17 protein-coding genes are annotated in these 18,960 nt (G+C 64.9%); 15 read left to right on the forward strand and 2 right to left on the reverse strand.

The features are described from left to right. The first annotated feature begins 101 nt into the window (after nucleotides 1–101). From rpmF to smc, 4 genes are all read left to right on the forward strand, one after another. A complete protein-coding gene (rpmF, locus tag ABGT83_RS02675) occupies nucleotides 102–281 on the forward strand; it encodes a 50S ribosomal protein L32 (RefSeq protein WP_103265843.1) in 180 nt (59 codons plus the stop codon). A gap of 231 nt (nucleotides 282–512) precedes the next feature. Next, nucleotides 513–1,544 (forward strand): phosphate acyltransferase PlsX, encoded by a 1,032-nt coding sequence (gene plsX / locus ABGT83_RS02680; protein ID WP_346685769.1) that lies wholly within the window; start codon nucleotides 513–515, stop codon nucleotides 1,542–1,544. Nucleotides 1,545–1,591: 47 nt separating this feature from the next. Continuing rightward, a complete protein-coding gene (gene rnc, locus ABGT83_RS02685; protein WP_103265856.1) occupies nucleotides 1,592–2,458 on the forward strand; it encodes a ribonuclease III in 867 nt (288 codons plus the stop codon). Nucleotides 2,459–2,464: 6 nt separating this feature from the next. Next, the gene (smc, locus tag ABGT83_RS02690; protein ID WP_103265845.1) at nucleotides 2,465–6,025 is read left to right on the forward strand and encodes a chromosome segregation protein SMC; all 3,561 of its coding nucleotides are present in this window, start codon (nucleotides 2,465–2,467) and stop codon (nucleotides 6,023–6,025) included. A gap of 64 nt (nucleotides 6,026–6,089) precedes the next feature. On the opposite strand, the gene ABGT83_RS02695 is transcribed toward smc, so the two are convergent. Beyond that, nucleotides 6,090–6,440 carry a hypothetical protein gene (locus ABGT83_RS02695; protein WP_346685771.1) on the reverse strand — a complete coding sequence of 117 codons (351 nt, stop codon included), beginning with the start codon at nucleotides 6,438–6,440 and terminating at the stop codon, nucleotides 6,090–6,092. A 108-nt stretch (nucleotides 6,441–6,548) separates the two neighbouring features. Here ABGT83_RS02695 and ABGT83_RS02700 point away from each other — a divergent pair, with 108 nt between their 5' ends. The 11 genes from ABGT83_RS02700 to ABGT83_RS02750 all read left to right on the forward strand — a co-directional run bounded on the left by ABGT83_RS02700 (nucleotide 6,549) and on the right by ABGT83_RS02750 (nucleotide 18,037). After that, complete coding sequence (locus ABGT83_RS02700; RefSeq protein ID WP_346685773.1) at nucleotides 6,549–6,950, forward strand: PadR family transcriptional regulator; 402 nt, start codon at nucleotides 6,549–6,551, stop codon at nucleotides 6,948–6,950. Then, nucleotides 6,931–7,488: a DUF2812 domain-containing protein gene (locus ABGT83_RS02705; RefSeq protein WP_346685775.1), complete on the forward strand. Its 558-nt coding sequence runs from the start codon at nucleotides 6,931–6,933 to the stop codon at nucleotides 7,486–7,488. Before ABGT83_RS02700 ends, ABGT83_RS02705 begins: the two co-directional genes overlap by 20 nt. Nucleotides 7,489–7,542: 54 nt before the next feature. Next, nucleotides 7,543–8,463: a signal recognition particle-docking protein FtsY gene (gene ftsY / locus ABGT83_RS02710; RefSeq protein WP_103265848.1), complete on the forward strand. Its 921-nt coding sequence runs from the start codon at nucleotides 7,543–7,545 to the stop codon at nucleotides 8,461–8,463. Between the two features lie 353 nt (nucleotides 8,464–8,816). Continuing rightward, nucleotides 8,817–10,235, forward strand: a complete 1,419-nt coding sequence (gene ffh / locus ABGT83_RS02715) for a signal recognition particle protein (protein ID WP_346685777.1) — start codon at nucleotides 8,817–8,819, stop codon at nucleotides 10,233–10,235. Nucleotides 10,236–10,540: 305 nt separating this feature from the next. Next, complete coding sequence (locus ABGT83_RS02720; RefSeq protein ID WP_346685779.1) at nucleotides 10,541–11,236, forward strand: response regulator transcription factor; 696 nt, start codon at nucleotides 10,541–10,543, stop codon at nucleotides 11,234–11,236. Then, nucleotides 11,233–12,411: a sensor histidine kinase gene (locus ABGT83_RS02725; protein WP_346685781.1), complete on the forward strand. Its 1,179-nt coding sequence runs from the start codon at nucleotides 11,233–11,235 to the stop codon at nucleotides 12,409–12,411. Before ABGT83_RS02720 ends, ABGT83_RS02725 begins: the two co-directional genes overlap by 4 nt. 63 nt (nucleotides 12,412–12,474) lie before the next feature. Continuing rightward, the gene (locus ABGT83_RS02730) at nucleotides 12,475–13,248 is read left to right on the forward strand and encodes an ABC transporter ATP-binding protein (protein WP_096228429.1); all 774 of its coding nucleotides are present in this window, start codon (nucleotides 12,475–12,477) and stop codon (nucleotides 13,246–13,248) included. 10 nt (nucleotides 13,249–13,258) lie between these two features. Continuing rightward, a complete protein-coding gene (locus tag ABGT83_RS02735; protein WP_346685784.1) occupies nucleotides 13,259–15,700 on the forward strand; it encodes an ABC transporter permease in 2,442 nt (813 codons plus the stop codon). A gap of 71 nt (nucleotides 15,701–15,771) precedes the next feature. Further along, on the forward strand, nucleotides 15,772–16,515 hold the full coding sequence (locus ABGT83_RS02740) for an ABC transporter ATP-binding protein (protein ID WP_346685785.1): 744 nt from the start codon (nucleotides 15,772–15,774) through the stop codon (nucleotides 16,513–16,515). Continuing rightward, entirely contained in the window at nucleotides 16,509–17,336 is an 828-nt protein-coding gene (locus tag ABGT83_RS02745; protein ID WP_346685787.1) for a hypothetical protein, read from the forward strand. The genes ABGT83_RS02740 and ABGT83_RS02745 overlap by 7 nt, the downstream gene beginning before the upstream one ends. Before the next feature lie 194 nt (nucleotides 17,337–17,530). Further along, nucleotides 17,531–18,037, forward strand: a complete 507-nt coding sequence (locus ABGT83_RS02750; protein WP_103265891.1) for a GNAT family N-acetyltransferase — start codon at nucleotides 17,531–17,533, stop codon at nucleotides 18,035–18,037. A gap of 134 nt (nucleotides 18,038–18,171) precedes the next feature. Here ABGT83_RS02750 and ABGT83_RS02755 read toward each other — a convergent pair whose 3' ends face one another. Next, the gene (locus ABGT83_RS02755) at nucleotides 18,172–18,897 is read right to left on the reverse strand and encodes a B3/B4 domain-containing protein (RefSeq protein ID WP_346685788.1); all 726 of its coding nucleotides are present in this window, start codon (nucleotides 18,895–18,897) and stop codon (nucleotides 18,172–18,174) included. Nucleotides 18,898–18,960: the final 63 nt, after the last annotated feature.

Genomic DNA, 18,960 nt, shown 5'->3' on the forward strand with positions numbered 1-18,960 from the left:
GCGAGGGCTGAGGAGCTTTGATAACATATCGGTTCGCATGTTTACTAAGCGAAAACGAGCGAGCGGATGCCGCTCGGGTTACCTGAAGGAGATAGAGGACCATGGCAGTACCTAAGCGCAAGACGGGCCGTGCCCGCACCCATGCCCGCCGCAGCACCAACGATAAGATCGCGGCCCCTTCGCGTTCCGTATGCCCGCAGTGCGGGGAGGCCAAGCTTCCGCACCGCGTGTGCCCGAATTGCGGGTTCTACAAGAACCGTGAGGTCATCGAGACCGAATAGGCGGGTTCTCGTTTGCGCGTCGGTGCTTTGTCTGCCGCGCATCGACAAGCCTCCCCGCACCTCGCGCTTTTTGCGCGAAGCGCCGGGAGGCTTTTTGTGTGTTCGTCTATACTGTGTGAAGCTATGCGCTGCATGCATGCACCTGCTCGCCAGCGGCCGTCCATCTGCTTCGGGCCCGCGAGCGATCGGGCGCATGCGTCCACGCGACCCTGAGAGGAATGCGAGGATACCATGTCCCATAAGGTCACTATTGCTGTTGACGCCATGGGAGGCGATGAAGCTCCCGGTACAGTGCTCGAAGGCGTTGCCGATGCGCTTGCGGCCGATGAGAATCTGACCGTCATCCTCTGCGGTCCAGCCGACGTCGTGGAGCCGTTCGCTGCGACGCACGGTCGCTGCGAAGCGCGCGCGTGCTCCGAGACCATCTCCATGGCCGAGCACCCGGCCAACGCCGTTCGAACGAAGAAGGATTCGTCTATCGTGGTGGGCTGCCGCCTCGTGAAGGAGGGGGCAGCGCAAGGCTTCTTCTCTGCAGGTTCCACGGGCGCTTGCCTTGCTGCAGGCACGCTCGTCATGGGACGCATCAAGGGCATCGCGCGTCCGGCGCTCGCAACGGTCATCCCCTCGCCCGTGCGGCCCGTCATCCTGTGCGATATCGGGGCTAACGCCGACTGCAAGCCGGAATACCTCGTGCAGTTCGGCCAGATGGCCTCGGTTTATGCGGAAAAGGTCATCGGCATCGAAAACCCGCGCGCAGCGCTGCTCAACATAGGCGAGGAAGACGCGAAGGGCTCTCAATTTGCCCAAGAGGCGCATCGTCTGCTTGCTGAACGTCTGCCGAACTTCGCCGGCAACGCCGAGGGCGGCGACATCCTGCCTGCGAAGTTCGATGTCGTCATCACCGATGGCTTCACGGGTAACGTGTGCCTGAAGACCATCGAGGGCACGTCTAAGACGCTGTTTAGAACGCTCAAGGGTATTATGATGAAAACGCCCGTCACCAAACTTGGCGCTCTCGCCATCAAAGGCGGCTTGAAAGAACTCCAGGCTCAGGTGAGCCCCGACACCTACGGAGGCGCTCCGCTTCTAGGTGTAAAGGGCGCGCTGCTCGTGGGCCACGGCTCGTCGGGTGCTCTCGCCATCAAAAACGGCGTGCTTGCCACGATGCGCATCGTTCGTGCGGGCGTTTCTGAAATAATCGCGCAGACTGCGGCTACCACCAGCGCCTCCGCTACAATGAACAATGTACGGCGGGACGCATGAGCGCCTTCGAGGAAGCTGGCGAGCAGATGAAATTGCATGATGAATCCATGACGCTGAGCGACGAGCAGCGCGGCAAGCTGACGAGGGCTCAAGACATTCTGGACTATCGCTTCGAAGACGAACGGCTGCTGCTGTCAGCCATTACTCATCCTTCAGCAACTGAGGGCAAGTCTGTCAAGTACTCGTACGAGCGTCTCGAGTTTTTAGGCGATAGCATCTTGGGCGCTATTGTCGCAGCCACCGCCTTCCACCGCTTTCACGATTTGGACGAAGGCGGGCTTACGCGTATCAAGGTGGCGCTCGTGTCGGGTGCGAGTCTTTCCGATGTGGCCGACAGGTTGGGTTTCGCCGACATCATCGTTTTCGGCTCGTCGGAGACGGGCACGGGCAAGCGCGGACTGCATTCGGCCCTCGAGAACGTGTACGAGGCCGTGGTGGCCGCGCTGTTCCTGGACGGCGGGATACATGCGGCTCAGGCGTTCGTGGAACGGACGCTTATCCCGCGCATGTCCTCCGATTTGGCCAGCGAGCCTGAGAATCCCAAAAGCGCTCTGCAGGAGAAGCTGCAGGAGGATGGCATCACGCCCACGTACAAGCTCGTGGAAACGCAGGGCCCGCCGCACGATCGCACATTCGTAGCGCAGGTGTTTGCGGGAACGCAAGGGCTTGCTCGCGGCACGGGGCGCACGAAGAAGGAGGCTGAGAGCCAGGCGGCCAAGAGCACGCTTGCGCGCCTGGGCGAATTCTTCGGCTTGGGGATGGACGAGGAGACCCGTGCCGAGAAGGCTGCCGCTGCGGCGGCTAGCAAGCAGGCCAAGGCCGAGAAGGCCGCCGCAAAGGCAGAAGAGAAGGCCCGCAAAAAAAGCGAACGCGAACGCGAACGCGAGCTTGCCAAGCAGCGCAAACAGGGATAGCCGCCGATGTACCTGAAATCGCTTGTCCTCAAAGGGTTCAAATCGTTCGCAGATCGCAGCGTTCTCGCGCTCGAGCCCGGCATTACCGCCGTGGTAGGGCCGAACGGCTCGGGCAAATCGAACATCTCCGATGCGGTGCTCTGGGTGCTCGGCGAGCGCAACGCCAAGCACCTGCGCGGCCAGGCTATGGAAGACGTCATCTTCGCAGGATCTTCGGCTCGCAAGCCGGTCGGTATCGCCGAGGTGGATCTCGTGCTGGACAATGCCGACGGGACGCTTCCCATCGACTACGACGAGGTTGCCATCACGCGACGCATGTATCGCTCTGGCGAGAGCGAGTACCTTATCAACGGCACGGTGGCTCGCCGCATGGACGTGCTCGACATCCTGCACGATTCGGGTCTGGGCACGGGCACTCACTCGATCATCAGCCAGGGCAGCCTCGACTCCATCCTGCAATCGAAGCCGGAGGATCGGCGCGCTCTCATCGAAGAGGCTGCAGGCGTGCTCAAGCATAAGCAGCGCAAGGCGAAAAGCGAGCGTAAGCTGGCTGCGATGGACGCGCATCTGGCACGCGTGCGAGATGTGGCCTCCGAAGTGGAGCGGCAGCTGGGCCCGCTCGAGCGCAAGGCGAAGCGAGCGCGTGCTTACCAGGGCTTATCGGCCGAGCTCGCCGATCTGAGCCTTGCGCTTGCGGTGGACGATCTGCGCACGTTGCGCCGCGGCTGGGACGAAGCCGTGGAACGGGAGCGCACGCTTGTGGCCGAGCTCGAACAGCGCCGCATCGCCATCTCGCAGGCCGAAGGTCGGGCCGAGGAGCTGCAGGAAAAGATTCGCCTTGAAAGCGTGGATGCGGGCGAGCTTGCGCGGCAGCATCGTCGCGCTTCGTCGGCCGTCGAGCGGTTCGATGGCGCGGCGCTGCTCCTGCACGAGAAACGCCGCGCAGCCCAAAGCTACGAGGCGGAGCTGCGGGTTACGCTTGAGGCGAACAAGGCGAAGCGTGCTCGAGCCGAGTCCGATCGGGTTCAGGCCGCCGCACAGCTGACCGAGGTGCAGCATGAACGTGCGCAAGCTGACGCGACGGTGGCGCGTTTGGTGGGCGAGCAGTCCGAAAACGCCCGGAAGCGCCGCTCTCTCGAGCGCGAATCGGAGGAGCTCGAGCGGGCGAAGCGCGAGGACGAACGCGCGCAGGAGCAAGCGCGTCGCGAGCTTGCCGAGACGCAGGAAGCCCTCGCGAGCGGGCTTGCGCATGTGAAGCTTATCGAAGCCCACAGCAAAGAGCTGGAGCTACAACTGGAACGCGCGCAAGTCGAAGCGGCATCACGCGCGGACGAGGCATCGCAGGTCGCTCGGGAGCTTGAGGCGCTTGCGGAGGCGGAAGGCATGGCGCGCTCCCGCGTGGGCGAAGCGTTGGCGGCACGCGAAGCAGCACGCGCGGCGCTCGACGAGGCGCGCGATGCGGCATCGCTCGTGGCATCCAAGATCAAAGGACTCGAAGAGGTCGAGCGCGCAAGCGTTGCGGCCGGGCCAGCCCGTGCATGGGCGCTCGACAACGCAGCTGAACTCGACGTGCACCTCGTGCCCATCGCGCACGCCGTGCGCGCTTCCGAGGGCTTCGAGTCGCTCGTGGAGCGGCTGCTGGGCGTGGACGTGTCGGCGCTGCTTGTGGACGATTCCGCGCGCGCGAACGCTCTGGTTGCAGCACTTGCGGTGCGCAACGAGGAGGGCGAAGTGGTGCTCGTTCCGCGTGCGGGCGAAGCGAGGCGCTCGTGTCCAGCGCGCGATGCTGCCGCGGCGAGTCATGGACGCGCGCTCGTAGACGAGCTGTCCTACGACGAAATCGATGCCGCAGCAGTGGAGGCGCTTTTGGGCGATGTGGTGGTGTGCGACGACATCGATGCTGCGTTCGCCGCGCATGCGCGCCTCGAAGAGGATGTGCGTTTCGTGACGCACGATGGCTGCGTCGTGTGGCCGAACGGCAAGGTGACGCTCGGCGCCGCTGCCGTCGACAGCGAGGAAGGGGTGCTCGCGCGCGCACGCCGTGTAGAGGAGCTGCGTGCACAGCTGCGCTCCGTTGAGAGCGAGCGCGACCTCGCGGAAAAGCGCTCAACGGCAGCGGAGGAAACCCTCCGCGCCGCGCAAGGAGAGAGCCTGCGTCTGTCACAGGAGCTGGCAGAGTTGCGTGGCAAGGCGGATTCTGCGCGCGCCGAGGCGCATCGCGCTGAAGAGAAGCTGGCTGCCGTCCGGCGCGAGTTCGAGGACATCGAGCGACAGCGTGATGAGGCAGAGCGTACCGTGGCCGAGGCGCGCCCATCGGCAATGGCTCTCGAGCAGAAACTCGAAACGCTCAAGCACGAGCTCGAGCAAAGAGCCGAGCGACTTGAGGAGGCGCGCGAGGCGGTGGTGCCGCTGCGCAAGGAAGCCGCCCTTCTGCGCGATGCGCTGTCGGAGGCGAAACTCAAGGCTGCCACCCTCGCTGAGCGGCAGACCTACGAAAGTCGCGTGGTAGACGCGCGCGCACGCGACCTCGAGGCTGTGACGGCAAGCGATGTCGAAGCGCGTGAGGCGCTTGTCAGAAAGCAGGTAGCGCAGCGGCGCATTGAGCCGCTCCTTGCTGTTTTCGAAGAACTCGTTGCCAGTGCTCGCACATGGACGCGCGATCTTGAGGAGGCGGCCACGGCCGCGCAGGATTCTTCAGCGGGACTGCATACCGCGGTCAACGAGGCGCGCGCTGCTGCGCGCGCTGCGCACGATGCGTTCGATGACGCGAACGCGCGCCTTTCGGCTGCGCGCGTCGACAAAGGTCGGCTCGAAGTGCAAGTGGATGCTGCGGTGAACGCAATCGTCCATGATTGCGGCACGCCGCTCGATCGCGCGCTTGAGCTTCCTGAGTTGGAAGATCGCGGTGCTGCCGAAGACGCTGCCTTCAAACTGCGCCGGCGCATCGCCAACATGGGCACCATTAATCCCGATGCCGCTGAAGAGTATGAGCACATCAAGGAGCGCTACGACTACCTGGCTGCTCAGCTGGCCGATCTCGACGGCGCACGCCGAGCGCTTTCGAAGATCGTGCGCGTCATCGATGCGCGCATGAAAGACGACTTCATCCGCACGTACGAGGCGGTGGATGCGAACTTCCGCGAGATATTCGCCGTGTTGTTCCCGGGCGGTTCAGCCGAGCTAGCGCTGTCCGATCCAGATGATTTGGAGAATACGGGCGTAGAGGTGACGGCGCAGCCGCGCGGCAAGCGCATCACGAAGATGATGCTCATGTCCGGCGGCGAAAAGTCCTTGACGGCGCTCGCGCTCCTGTTCGCGGTGTACCGCATTCGCACGACGCCGTTCTACATCCTCGACGAGGTTGAGGCTGCGCTCGACGACTCGAACCTCCGTCGACTCGTATCCTATCTCGAGGGGCTGCGCGATTCCACCCAGCTCATCATGATCACGCACCAGCGGCGCACGATGGAGATGGCCGACGTGCTGTTCGGCGTGTCCATGCAGGCGGACGGCGTGACGAAGGTGGTCAGCCAGAAGCTCGAGAACGCTCTGCGCCACGCGGAATAGCGCAGCGGCCTGCGCGCGGGATGGGGAGCGGGCGATGGCCGCGCTCCCGCCGCGGCCGCTATGTCTACTTCACCAACAAGTAGACGATGTTGGCGAGCGCCCAGACGAAGAACAGCACGCAGTTGGCCTTCGCCAGGACGTCAAGCACCTTGTTCGACAGCTTCTCGCCTTTGACCAGCACATCGGCGTTCAGCAGCGAGAAGAAGAGGATCATGAGCGAGTAGCCGTTCATGTTGCCCTCGTTGCCCGTGACCAGTGAGTAGACGAAACCCGCCCATATGAAGGGCAGCATGACCAGGGTGATCGTCCGGAACAGGCTCGCATCCTGCCGCTTGCGAAACTCGGGGTCCTTCCGCTGCTCGAACCAGCCCTTCGCCTGCCCGCTTGCAGCAGCTTCCAAATGCTCTTCAGCCATGATGAAACGCTCCATTTCCAGATAGAGTATAGTAAGATCGAACGTATTCGCTTGCAAGCAGGATGATTGTAGCATAGTATCCATCATTGATATAGTAGAGGGAGCGAAATGGCGAAGAGGAGCCCGTACGAGACGGGGGAGCTGTCCGACAGCATCTTCCTCATCCTCTTAGCCACGCTCGAGCCGGTGCACGGCTACCGCATCATGCAGAGGATCAAGGAGTCCACGCAGGGTACGGTGGAGATTGGGCCGGCTACCATGTACACGACGCTCAAGAAGCTCAAAGGCGCGGGGTGGATCGCCGAGATCGCCGACGAGAGCGAGGCGCCCGAGGAGGAGAGCCGCATTTGCTACGCGGCCACCGAGGAGGGCCGCGCGGTGCTGAGGCGCGACTTCGAGCGGCGTCGACAGCTGATGGCGCTTGCCGAGGGGCTGTTGGTCGGGACGAGCGGGCTCGGTGCGGGCGCCGGGGCGACGGGCGAGGGAGAGCATGGCGAAGACGACCTATAGGATGTGCGGGGGCCTTGCGGTGATGCCGGGCCATGACATGGCAATGCTCAAGCGCATGAGCGCGAAGGGCTGGCACGTAGTCGGCATCAACCGGGCGCTTCTCTACCGCTTCGAGCAGGGCGAGCCGCACGGCTACGACTACGCGGTGGACTTCCAGCGCGACTTCTCGGAGGAGGCGCGGGAGCTGTACGGTCTCGGCGGCTGGGAACCCGTCGTGCTGGGGCCCGGTTGGCAGATCGTGCGCGCCGAGGCCGGCACCACGCCGCTGTACACCGACGACGACGCGGAATCGGAGACGCTTCGGGAGAGCCGGAAAGGCCTGGGCCTGCGCGCGCTTCTCTGCGCGGTTGCCGCGGCGTTGTTCTTCGTGCTCCAGTCACGACTTTCGGCCCAGGGTAACGAGCCGGCGTCGTGGGCATGCCTCGCGGCGTGCATGGTCCTCGCCGCCGGGTTCGTCTTCTCGCTCTTCCCCTTCGTCGGATATACGCGTTCTCTGCGCAAGATCCACGACGAGCAGGAAGCGGACCCGCGCCGCTGACGTGCAGTCCTATTTGGGATACACTGTTCAGGTTGTTGAGAAAGGAGCCCGCACATGGGATTTTTCGATAGGATCAGCGAGGGGCTCTCCCGCTCGCGCGACAAGTTCAAGGAGCAGATGAACGTCCTGCTCGACCGTGGGCCCGACGTGGACGACGAGTTCTGGGACGGCTTGGAGGAGACGCTCATCCTGGCTGACATCGGGGGCGCGGCGGCCAGCGAGATCGTGGAGAACCTGCGTGACACGGCTACGCGCCGCGCGCTTCCCGACGCCTACGCCGTGCTCGACCTATTGAACGACCGTATAGCGGCCACATTCACACCGGGAGGCGACGAGGTGTTCGGCGGAGGTGAGGCTATCGTGCTGTTCGTGGGCATCAACGGCACCGGCAAGACCACCACGGTGGGCAAGATAGCTAAGGAGGCGACCGATGCGGGCCGCCATGTGCTTTTGGGCAGCGCCGATACGTTCCGCGCGGCGGCCATCGAGCAGCTGGAGGTGTGGGCGCAGCGCGCCGGCGTGCCCATTTGCACGCGCGAGCGCGGCAGCGATCCGGCCAGCGTGTGCTACGACACCATCGAGCGCGCCGAGGCGGAGGGTGCCGACCTCGTGCTGGTGGACACCGCCGGGCGCCTGCACACGTCGGCCGACCTCATGCGCGAGCTGGAGAAGGTGGTGAGCGTGGTGCGCAAGCGGGCGAACATGCCGGTGTACACCGTGCTCGTGACCGACGCGACCACCGGGCAGAACGGTCTGGCGCAGGCGCGCGAGTTCGATCGCGCGCTCGACCTGGACGGCGTCATTGTCACGAAGCTCGACGGCACAGCGAAGGGCGGTATCGTGCTGGCCGTATCCCACGAGCTGGAGCTGCCAGTGCTCAAGATCGGCGTGGGCGAGGGCCTGGACGATCTCAAGGACTTCGACGCGCACGACTTCGCGCTTGCCCTCGTCGGCGACTTCGACGAACGCGGGTAGACGGCTCTTCGACCTTGTGCGCGGCAAGCGGGCCGACGTTCCTCTGTCATCCTGGGCGTATGAGCGAAGCGAGCGGGGTCGGAGCATCCTCTTGTCCGACAAGGCGCGTGCGCGCAGGAAGGCTACGCCATCTAGGCGGCATCATCGCCGACGCTGCGTAGCGGTCGGAAAGCGGGCTGGTCGATGGAGATTCTCCGCGCCGAACCGAAGCGTGCTTGATGATTGGCGGCTGACTCCATGCCGGCGGGTGTCGTTTCGCGAGCCGTTAATAAGGTGAAGTTCGCCGAGGGCGGCGGCGTTCAAGTATAATCTCTTCCAGCGAACAACATGACCGATGACGGGGGCGCATTTCCATGCTCGATAACCTCTCCGAACGCCTTCAGGGCATCTTCTCCGGCCTGCGCGGTAAGGGCCGCTTGTCCGAAGACGATATCAACGACGCCATGCGTGAGATCCGCCTGGCGCTTTTGGAAGCCGACGTGAACTTCAAAGTGGTGAAGGGCTTTATCGCCCGCACGAAGGAGCGCTGCCTGGATGCCGAAGTGCTCGACTCGCTCACGCCAGCACAAAACGTCATAAAGATCGTGCTCGACGAGCTCACCGAGCTTCTCGGTCGCACGGACTCCAAGCTTGAGTTCTCAAGCCGCATTCCCAACGTCATCATGCTCGTAGGTCTGCAAGGCTCCGGTAAGACGACGGCTGCCGCGAAGCTTGCCTATCGTCTCAAACAAGAGAACCATTCGCCGCTCCTCGTGGCCTGCGACGTGTACCGTCCTGCTGCAGCCGACCAATTGGAAACCCTCGGTTCCGAGATTGGCGTGCGCGTGTACCGCGGCGATGGCCAGGATCCGGTCAAGATCGCGAAGGAAGGCGTGCAGGACGCCATCGACAGTCTTCGCGACGTGGTGATCGTCGACACGGCGGGCCGTCTCCATGTGGACGACGAGATGATGGACGAGGCCGAGGCCATCAAGCGCGCCGTCGAACCCGAACAGATTCTCATGGTCGTCGATGCCATGACCGGCCAAGATGTGGTAAACGTGGCGGCTGCCTTCGCCGAGCGCGTGGATTTCGACGGCGTCATCATGTCCAAGATGGATGGCGATGCACGCGGCGGCGGGGCGCTTTCCATCAAACAGGTCACGGGTAAACCCATCAAGTTCATCTCGTCGGGCGAGAAACCCGATTCCCTCGAGGAGTTCCATCCCGACCGCATGGCCAAGCGTATTTTGGGGATGGGCGACGTGATCAGCCTTATCGAGAGTGCCGTTAAGGTGCAGCAGGAGGAGGTCGAGCAGGAGCAGACCGAGCGCATGATGCGCGCTCAGCTCAACCTCAACGACTTCATCGAGATGAACCGTCAGATCCGCAAGATGGGCGGAGTGTCCAAGCTTGTCGCGGCCATGCCGGGAGGAGACAAGGCTATGGCGAAAGGCCAGGTGGACGAAGGAGCACTTGACCATATGGAAGTCATCATCAACTCCATGACCAAGGCCGAGCGCGAGAAGCCCGAGCTGCTGAACGGCAGTCGACGCGCCCGCATCGCGGCTGGAGCCGGGGTGTCGGTGTCGGACGTGAACCAGCTTATCAAGAAATTCAGCGAGACAAAGAAGATGCTCAAGAAGATGATGCCTGCAGTCGAGGAAATGCAAGCAGGCAACAAGCGCAAAAAGGGAAAGAAGGGCAAGAAGGGCCGCAGGCGCGGTTTGCCCGGCATGCCTGGCGGTATGAGCATGGCCGACCTCAAGAAGATCCAGGATATGATGCAATAGCGTTTGAGCGACCTAAGGTCACGCCACGGTTTCGGGGAGGGCTGGAGGCGAGTAGCTTGCTCGGCGTTGCGGCCCGCATGACGCATTGCAGGCTTGCACATCGGTCGAAGGAGGTCGTTGCCCTGGTCGTCGCGCCGCAAATCAAGCCGGATTTCGAAATTTCCTTGAGGAAGCGTTTGGGTCGCAGTCGTTGAAGCGAGCGACGAGATTGCAGAGGCATGCAAGCGTAGGAGCCGTTTTCCGATCGACTGGGGAACAACGGTTTCGACATCCTGCTCGTTGAAGGGAGCGAGGGAAGGGGCGCGATGCCGAGCGTACTCATAGTCGACGACGACGCGGATCTGTCCGCCATCGTGGCGCGCTACCTCGAAAGCGAGGGGTTCGCGGTCGTGCGCGCCGCGAGCGCCGAGGAGGCCTACGACGTGCTGAGCGCCCGTCCGTTCGACCTCGTGCTGCTCGACATCAACCTGCCGGGCGACGACGGCTTCGCGGCGTGCGAGGCCCTTCGGCGCGCGAGCGACGTGCCTATCGTGTTCGCGTCGGCGCGCACGAGCGAGACGGACCGCGTCGTCGGGCTCGACACGGGCGGCGACGACTACCTGCCCAAGCCCTACTCTCTGCGCGAGCTGCTCGCGCACGTGAACGCGCTGCTCAGGCGCTCTCGGGGGCGCTCCGGCGGCGCGGGACGGCCGCTCGTCGCGGGGCCGTTCGCCCTCGACGAAGCCGCCGGGACGCTCGCGAAGGACGGCGTCGTCGTGGCGCTGTCGCCCAAGGAGTTAGCGCTCGCCCGCTTCCTGATCGCGCACGAGGGCGAGGTGGTGTCGAAGGAGCGCCTGTTGGCCGAGGTATGGGGCGCGTTCTCGGAGGTGGAGCCGCAGACGGTGTCGGTGCACATGAGCTGGCTGCGCGCGAAGGTGGAAGACGACCCTTCCCGCCCGGCCCATTTCAAGACCGTGCGGGGGAGGGGCTACCGCTTCGACGCCGAGGGCGGGGCGTCGTGACGGCGGCTTCGCGCGAGGGCGCGCGCATCGCGCGACGGCTCGTCGGCATCGCCGCCGCCGCGACGCTCGTCCTCGCCCTGGCGGCGCTCGCGGCCACGGCCCTGCTCGCGGGCGACGGGCCGGCCGCCGAGATGCGGGCGCAGACCGTGGAGCTGAACGCGGCCCGCGCCGAGCTGCCCGAAGGCGCGGACGCGGAGGCCGCCGACGCCGCGCTCTCGCGCGCGCAGGATGCGCTGCGAACGGCCGCCGACGCGCGCGGCGGCCTCCCCGTCGCGCTCGTCTGGGCGCTCGCCGCGCTCGGCGCGGCATTCGCATGGGGCGTCGTCGCCTACCTCTACGTCGGCGTCGTGCGCCCCTTCATGCGGCTGGAGGCGTTCGCGCAGGACGTGGCTGCGGGCAACCTCGACACCCCGCTCGCCTACGAGCGCAACAATCCGTTCGGACGCTTCACCTGGGCGTTCGACAACATGCGCGTGGAGATCAAACGCGCCCGCGCCGCCGAGGCCGAGGCCGTGGAGCAGGGCAAGACGGCCGTCGCCGCGCTGTCGCACGACATCAAGACGCCCATCGCGTCCATCCGCGCCTACTCCGAGGCGCTCGAGCTGGGCCTCGCGCGCGACGAGGAGGAGCGCGAGGGCTACGCGCGCACCATCGCGCGCAAGTGCGACGAGGTGACGTCGCTCACCGACGACCTGTTCCTCCACGCGCTCGCCGACCTCGACCGCATCCAGGTGCGCTGCGAGGAAGCGCCCATCGCCCGCGTCGTGGCCCGGGCGGTCGCGGACTTCGACGCGGGCGGCACCGTGACGCTCGGGCGCCTCGACGAGGCGCAGGCGAGCTGCGACCCGAGGCGCCTCGAGCAGGCGATCGGGAACCTGCTGGCGAACGCCGCCAAGTACGCGCCCGGCGCGGACGTGGAGGTGGAGGGCGTCCTCGACACCGCCGCGCGCGCCTATCGCGTGCGCGTGCGCGACCGCGGCCCCGGCATCCCGCCCGAGGACCTGCCGTTCGTCGCCGACCGTTTCTACCGCGGCTCGAACGCCGGCGATGCGCCGGGCGCGGGCCTCGGGCTGTTCATCGTGCGCTACCTGGTTGAGCAGATGGGAGGCGGCTTAAGCCTCGAGAACGCCGAGCCCGGCCTCGCCGCCATCCTCGAATTCCCCCTCGCATCTTAAGGACGCCTTAATGTTCGCGCGGCTACGATGCCTTCCAACGAATAGGCGAGACGAGAGGGCATCATGAAGAATCCCATCATCCAAACCGAGCGGCTGTGCAAGAGCTACGCGGCCGACGGGGTGCAGACCCACGTGCTGAGCAACGTCGACCTGACGCTCTACGAAGGCGATTTCACCGCCATCATGGGGCCGTCGGGCTCCGGCAAGTCCACGCTTCTGTACTGCCTTTCCGGCATGGACGCCCCGACGGCCGGCGACGTGCGCTATCGAGGCTCGTCCATCACCGGCTTGCGCGAGCGCGACATGGCCGAGCTGCGCGCGCAGCGCTTCGGGTTCGTGTTCCAGCAGGCTCACCTTGTGTCGAACCTCACGCTGTTCGAGAACGTGGCCGTACCCGGCTATCTGAAGGCCGGCCGCTCGGCTGCCGACACGCGCGCGGTCGCGCAGGCGTTCGTCGAGCGCATGGGGCTCGATGCCGACGCGCATCATCTTCCCAGCCAGGCCTCCGGCGGCCAACAGCAGCGCTGCGCCGTGGCGCGCAGCGTGGTGAACGATCCCGACATCGTGTTCGCCGACGAGCCCACCGGGGCGCTCAACCGCGCGAACACGCTCGAGGTGCTCTCGCTGCTTTGCGAGCTGAACGGCAGCGGCCAGTCGATCTGCATGGTCACGCATGACGTGCTGTGCGCCCTGCGCGCGAACCGCGTGCTGTACCTGGAGGACGGCTCGATCAAAGGCGAGCTCGAGCTGCCGGCCTTCCGCGGCGACGGCGGCGGCGCCTACCTCAAGGCCCGCGACGCCCAGGTGAACGCCTGGCTGTCGTCGCTGGCTTGGTAGGGGGTGCGAGATGGCGCTCATGCGAACGCTCGTCGCAGCCGGCCTCAAACGGGGGAAGGGCTCGTTCGCGGGCATCTTCCTGCTCATGGCCCTCACCGCCGCTGCGCTCACCTTCACCGTGAGCATGTACGCGGACTTGAACGCCCGCGAGGAGGCCGCGCTAGCCGAGATCGGGGCGGGCGACGTGTATGCCGTCGATATGGCGACGAACCTCACTGACGAGGTGGCCGCCGAGGTGGAGGCGCTGTCCGAGGTAAGCGAGGCGCGGTTGAACGGCGCCCTCTCCGTTCCCGTGAGGTTCTACGATGCGGGCGGCGAGGCCGTGGACAAGAACCCCACCTCGGGCACCGCGCTTGTGGCTTGGGGCGACGCCCTCGGCTTCCGCCTGTTCTCCGACGACGGGACGCGTCTCGTCGACGGGGCTTTCGAGCCGGGCCCCGACGAGGTCTACGTGCCGGCGTCGCTCAAGGTCGCTCCTGGCGTTCAGGTAGGCGACGAGCTGGAAGTGCTGGTGGGCGACGAGGCACGCCGCTTCACCATCGCGGGCTTCTTCGAGGATCCTCAGCTTGGCACGCCGTTTCTGGAGATGAAACGCTACGTGGTGGCGCAGGGAGCCTACGACGAGGTGGGCTCGCTCGTCGACGCGACCGTCGCGCAGGGCGGCGAACCGGCCGACGTTCTTTCTTCCTCGTCGAAGATGTCGGCGTATCGCATGGCCGAGATCAACGTGCGCTTGTCGGACGAGGCCCGCGCGACGGGCACGACCTCGACCGACCTCGCCCGGCTCATCGCGGATGAGGTGGCCTGGGCGAACACGGCAACGGGCATGTTCGCCGCCGACACGCTTGCCGGCTATGCGATGATGGTCGTGGTCATCGGCGGCGCCGTCCTGGGCGTGTTCGCGCTGCTGCTGTTCGTGATAGCGCTCGTCATCTGCACGCACGCCATCGCGACGTCCATCGAGGAGGATTACGCGGATTACGGCACGCTCAAGGCCCTCGGCTTGTCGAACCGCTCGCTGCGCGGCATGCTGGGCGTGGAGTACGTGGGCGTGAGCCTTCTGGGACTCGCGGCCGGCCTCGGGTTGGGCTGGGCGCTCGTGCCTCCCGTCCTGCCGTTCTTCGCGCAATTCACCGGCGTGCTGGCGACGAACGCAGCGCCTCCTGCGGCGGCGCTGCTCCTTTTGGCGGCGCTGCTGGCGCTGGTCGCGGCCGTCGTCGTATGCAAGACGCACAAGCTCTCGCGCATCTCGCCGCTCGTCGCTTTCCGGGGCGGCGCGGCCGACGTGACGTTCCGCAGCCGGGCTGCCCGCCCGTTGGGCGGCTCCCATCTCGGTTTGGGGTTGGCCGTGCGCGCTATCGTGTCGGCGAAGCGCCGCTACGTGGGGCTTGCGGGATGTGCGCTGGTCATGTGTGCATTCATCGTGCTCGTGTTCGGCATAGGCGGCGCGCTCGGCGGCCCGAATGCGGCGAAGGAGGCTTTCGGCATGTGGACGAGCGACGTGTCGGCCACCCTCGTCTCGCCCGACGCGAGCTTCGACGAGGTGGAGCGGGTCATCGAAGAGGTCAGCCCCATAGAGAAGTCGTGGAAGGAGTCGTTCGCCATGGTGAGCTTCGGGGGCGAGAGCCACTCGTTCGCGGGCTTGAGCGACCTTTCGCTTGTGACGGGTGTGGTGGCAGGGCGTCTGCCGATTCACGACAACGAGGCGCTCATCGGCGGAAACCTTGCGAAGTCGATGGGTCTTGACATTGGAGACGAGCTGGCTGTCGACGGGGCGGACGGCGAGGAGCGCCGCTTCGTGGTGTGCGGGCTGCTCTCCGCCATGTTCAATGCTGGCTACGGCACCATCCTCACCTACGACGGGGTGTGCGATCTGGCCGGAAAAGGCGCGGACGTCGCCGAGACGGCGCGGCAGTACGTCCTGGCCGATCCGCAGAAGGCCGACGAGGCGCGTGCGGCCATCGAGGCGCGCTTCGGCGATGCGGTGGACGCGCGGCCTGCCGGCATGTTCAGCGATACCGAGGGCATGATCGGCCTTATCCAGCAGCTGTTCACCATCATGGGCTTTGCCATGGCGACGGTTGCCGCGACGCTCGTGTTCCTCGCCGTGTCGCTCATTATCGGGCGCATGTTCACGGCCGAGCGTCACGACTTGGGCGTGTACCGCGCGCTCGGGTTCACGACGCGCGCGCTTCGCGTGCAGTTCGCCCTGCGCTTCTTCCTCGTGGCGCTCGCGGGCTGCTCGGCGGGCGCAACGCTGGCGGCGCTCGGCGGCAGCTGGCTCATGGGGCAGCTGTTCGGCCTCTTCGGCGTTTCGCGCTTCGCCATCGATACGAATCCGCTCATGGTAGGCGGCCTCACGCTGGGCCTTTCGGCGCTGTTCCTGGTCGCCGCCTACGCGAGCGCCCGCAAGGTGAAGCGCGTGGACGTGCGGGAGCTGGTGGAGGAGTAGAGCTTGCGAGATGCAGGAGCACGGCTTCGCGTATAATGGCTCCAACGCATGACGACGGGAAGGGGCGGATCATGGCGGAAGCGACGTATCCGGGGCAGGGGGCGGCCATCGCCTTCGAATCGCCGGTTCTGCGATGCGCGGGGCTCACGAAGACGTTCGGGGCCGCAACGGCGCTCGACAATGTGTCATTCTCCGTACCGCGCGGGCGCGTGGTAGGGCTGCTCGGGCCCAATGGCAGCGGTAAAACCACGCTTATCAAGCTGGCGGCGGGTCTGCTCACTCCCACGGCAGGCCAGGTGCTCGTGGCCGGCAGCGAACCCGGCCCGCAGACGAAAGCCCTCGTGTCCTATCTGCCGGAGCGACCCTACTTTTCTCCTAGCATCAAGGTTGCCCGCACACTCGATTTCTTCGCGGACTTCTACGCCGACTTCGATCGTCCCCTTGCCGAGGATATGCTCGCACGCTTGCAGGTTCCTCCGAACATTCATATGGGAGCGCTCTCGAAGGGAACGAAGGAGAAGGTGCAACTGGTATTGGTGATGGCCCGCCGAGCAATGCTCTACCTGTTGGATGAACCTATCGGCGGCGTCGATCCGGCCACGCGCGATTACATTCTGGACACCATCATCGGCGCCTACCGTCGCGAGGCCACCATCCTGCTGTCAACGCACCTCGTGGCCGACGTCGAGAGGGTGCTGGACGATTTTATCTTCCTGCAGTACGGCACCATGGTGCTTCACGCGCCGGTGGCCTATGTGCATGAAACGTTCGGCATGAGTGTGGACGACTACTTCAGGGGGGCGTTTCGATGCTAGGGAAGCTGTTCAAATACGATATGGCGGCGCTCACGCGCGTGCTCGCGCCGCTACATTTGGCGGCGCTGGGCGTGGCGCTTCTGGCTGCGGTATGCGGGCTTGCGGGCAACGGCCTGGGGCAGGCCGCGCACCAGGCGTCTGGAAGCGCGGGGAAGTTGTTCGGCATGTTCGCCGGTTTCGCGTTCATGGCGTTCGGGGTTTGCCTGTTCTTGCTGCTCGTGCTCACGCTGGCCACCTTTTTCGTCGCGGTGCATCGCTTCTACGCCAACCTGTTCACCGACGAGGGCTATCTCACGCTTACGCTGCCTGTTACCGCTCACCAGATCGTGATATCGAAGGTGCTGGCGGCCGCGCTGTGGCTGCTCGTCGATTTTCTGGTGGTTGGCGCCTGCGTTGCTATGGTGCTGTTCGCCATGGACGTGTTCTCGGAGATTCTGAGCAGAAGCGACCAGGTTGGGCTTCCGAGCCTTCCCACGCCGAGCGAATGGCTCTCCTTCGCTCATTCGTTCTTGCAGATCATCGCCTGGTTGATCGCAGCGTATGCCGCGCTCGCCGCAGGCTCCGCTGCCGCGCGCCACAAGGTTGCGGCGAGCATCGGAGCATTCCTGCTCATCGCCGTGGCTGTAGGTGTGGTGACGGCGTTGCTCAATGTGTTCGCGTTTTCGGCACTTTCGGCCCTCGCGCCTGCCTACCCGATCGGGTCGCTCGACCCGTATGGGCCGGCGTCGAACATGATAGGCAACGTTGTCATGGTTGCGCTGGCGGCGTGTTCGTATGTCGCGTGCGTCGTTCGTCTCAAGCGGCACGTGAACTTGGCATGAATGGCGCCCGTGCGATGTAGACGGGCGTTTTCGAGGACGATGATTGCCGGTCATCCAGGTTGAGAAGATCGGTGGCGAATATGCCTTCGGGTGCGGGCTTTTTCGAGCCCGCACGAGGATGTCACCCCCAGTGCGATCGTTGATGCTATACTGGCGCTCGCAGAGAACCGGATCGGCAGGAAAGGAAGGGCTGCATGGCGCTTGAAATTCGCCCGTACCGCGAGGAGGATCTTGCGGGCATGATACGGGTGTGGAACGAGGTCGTGGAGGCAGGCAATGCGTTTCCGCAGATCGATCCACTGACGATGGAGACGGCTGGCGCGTTCTTCTCCTCACAGACCCTCACCACGGTTGCCGATCTGGACGGGCGCCTCTTTGGTCTCTACATCCTGCATCCGAACAACGTGGGCCGCTGCGCGCATGTGGCCAACGCAAGCTACGCCGTGGCGTCGAGCGCGCGGGGCCTGGGTCTCGGGCGCGCGCTTGTGGAGGACTCGCTCGAGCAGGCGGCGCGCAAGGGCTTTCGCGGTCTGCAGTTCAATGCCGTCGTGGCCAGCAACGAAGGCGCTGTTCATCTATACGAGGACATGGGCTTTACGCGCGTCGGCACCATTCCCGGTGGCTTCGTGAACTTCATGGGCGCCTACGAGGACATGTACATCTACTACAAGAATACGTTGAACGCCCAGCGCTCCTGCTGAGGCTAGTCGGAGCCGTCCGGTCGGACGGCGCGAAATCGTAGACCGAAACACATGCTTTGAGGCGGGACAGCGCGCCTTTCGAGCGACCATGCTTGCGATTCTAATACGGTATCCGTAGAGCGGTAGGAGCGGTGCTATTCCGCGATGACGAGCTCTGGATGCGCACGGTCGACCACCGCGCGTGCGATCACCTCAGCGCCCAGGTAGCGCTTCATGAGATCCGCGAACTCGTCGAGGGCGCCGTCCAGTTCGCACGTGCGCGCGGGATCGACGCACTCGACGATGAGAAACGCGTTCTCCGAATCGTCCTTGAGCGCCGTGCGTTGGCCATCGCGCCAGTTGAAGCAGCGACACACCGCTCCCTCATCGTCGCGATAGCACAGCTCGCCGGGCAGGGTCGGATCGTCCTTGTCCTCGCCGAGAGCCCTGAACGCATCGCCTCCTTCGGTGATGCCGAGCCTGAGATCGCCCGCGAAGGCGTCGATGTCCTCGCCGCCTACCGGCAACGCATATTTAAGCGAGATGGCATTATATATATCCACCGACGGTGTGATGGATCGCACAGGATTGTCTTTGAGCACGCGTTTGAGCAGGTTTTCGATGGAACAGCGCGCGCCCTTCTTCGTCTTGAACTTCTGGTAGGCCTCGCGCCATACGCGCACTACTTCGTTCTCCGAGATGGTAGTGCTTGTCAGATAGGAATTGGCTCGCTCGTTCGCCTCGCGCAGAAGCTTTGCGACGGCGGCCGCATCCTCGGCCGACACCTCGGCGGCGCCTTTCATGCCGCGTACGACGATGATGCCCACGGCGGCATGGGGGAACAACTCCCAGAATGAGTCCTCGGCGATGAACTTCTGCATGATAGTCTCCCGTCTTCGCGTCGCGTGCACGATCGCATTCCGTTTCAGGCTGGGTTCCAAACG

Origin of the sequence: Enteroscipio rubneri, from assembly GCF_963929405.1 — a bacterium.
In the GTDB taxonomy this organism is placed as follows: domain Bacteria; phylum Actinomycetota; class Coriobacteriia; order Coriobacteriales; family Eggerthellaceae; genus Enteroscipio; species Enteroscipio rubneri.

Excerpts from the sequence above, each read along its gene's own strand:
- rpmF (WP_103265843.1), top strand. The coding sequence starts at position 102 with ATGGCAGTACCTAAGCGCAAGACGGGCCGTGCCCGCACCCATGCCCGC.
- plsX (WP_346685769.1), top strand. The coding sequence starts at position 513 with ATGTCCCATAAGGTCACTATTGCTGTTGACGCCATGGGAGGCGATGAA.
- rnc (WP_103265856.1), top strand. The coding sequence starts at position 1,592 with ATGACGCTGAGCGACGAGCAGCGCGGCAAGCTGACGAGGGCTCAAGAC.
- smc (WP_103265845.1), top strand. The coding sequence starts at position 2,465 with ATGTACCTGAAATCGCTTGTCCTCAAAGGGTTCAAATCGTTCGCAGAT.
- ABGT83_RS02695 (WP_346685771.1), bottom strand. The coding sequence starts at position 6,440 with ATGGCTGAAGAGCATTTGGAAGCTGCTGCAAGCGGGCAGGCGAAGGGC.
- ABGT83_RS02700 (WP_346685773.1), top strand. The coding sequence starts at position 6,549 with ATGGCGAAGAGGAGCCCGTACGAGACGGGGGAGCTGTCCGACAGCATC.
- ABGT83_RS02705 (WP_346685775.1), top strand. The coding sequence starts at position 6,931 with ATGGCGAAGACGACCTATAGGATGTGCGGGGGCCTTGCGGTGATGCCG.
- ftsY (WP_103265848.1), top strand. The coding sequence starts at position 7,543 with ATGGGATTTTTCGATAGGATCAGCGAGGGGCTCTCCCGCTCGCGCGAC.
- ffh (WP_346685777.1), top strand. The coding sequence starts at position 8,817 with ATGCTCGATAACCTCTCCGAACGCCTTCAGGGCATCTTCTCCGGCCTG.
- ABGT83_RS02720 (WP_346685779.1), top strand. The coding sequence starts at position 10,541 with ATGCCGAGCGTACTCATAGTCGACGACGACGCGGATCTGTCCGCCATC.
- ABGT83_RS02730 (WP_096228429.1), top strand. The coding sequence starts at position 12,475 with ATGAAGAATCCCATCATCCAAACCGAGCGGCTGTGCAAGAGCTACGCG.
- ABGT83_RS02735 (WP_346685784.1), top strand. The coding sequence starts at position 13,259 with ATGGCGCTCATGCGAACGCTCGTCGCAGCCGGCCTCAAACGGGGGAAG.
- ABGT83_RS02740 (WP_346685785.1), top strand. The coding sequence starts at position 15,772 with ATGGCGGAAGCGACGTATCCGGGGCAGGGGGCGGCCATCGCCTTCGAA.
- ABGT83_RS02745 (WP_346685787.1), top strand. The coding sequence starts at position 16,509 with ATGCTAGGGAAGCTGTTCAAATACGATATGGCGGCGCTCACGCGCGTG.
- ABGT83_RS02750 (WP_103265891.1), top strand. The coding sequence starts at position 17,531 with ATGGCGCTTGAAATTCGCCCGTACCGCGAGGAGGATCTTGCGGGCATG.
- ABGT83_RS02755 (WP_346685788.1), bottom strand. The coding sequence starts at position 18,897 with ATGCAGAAGTTCATCGCCGAGGACTCATTCTGGGAGTTGTTCCCCCAT.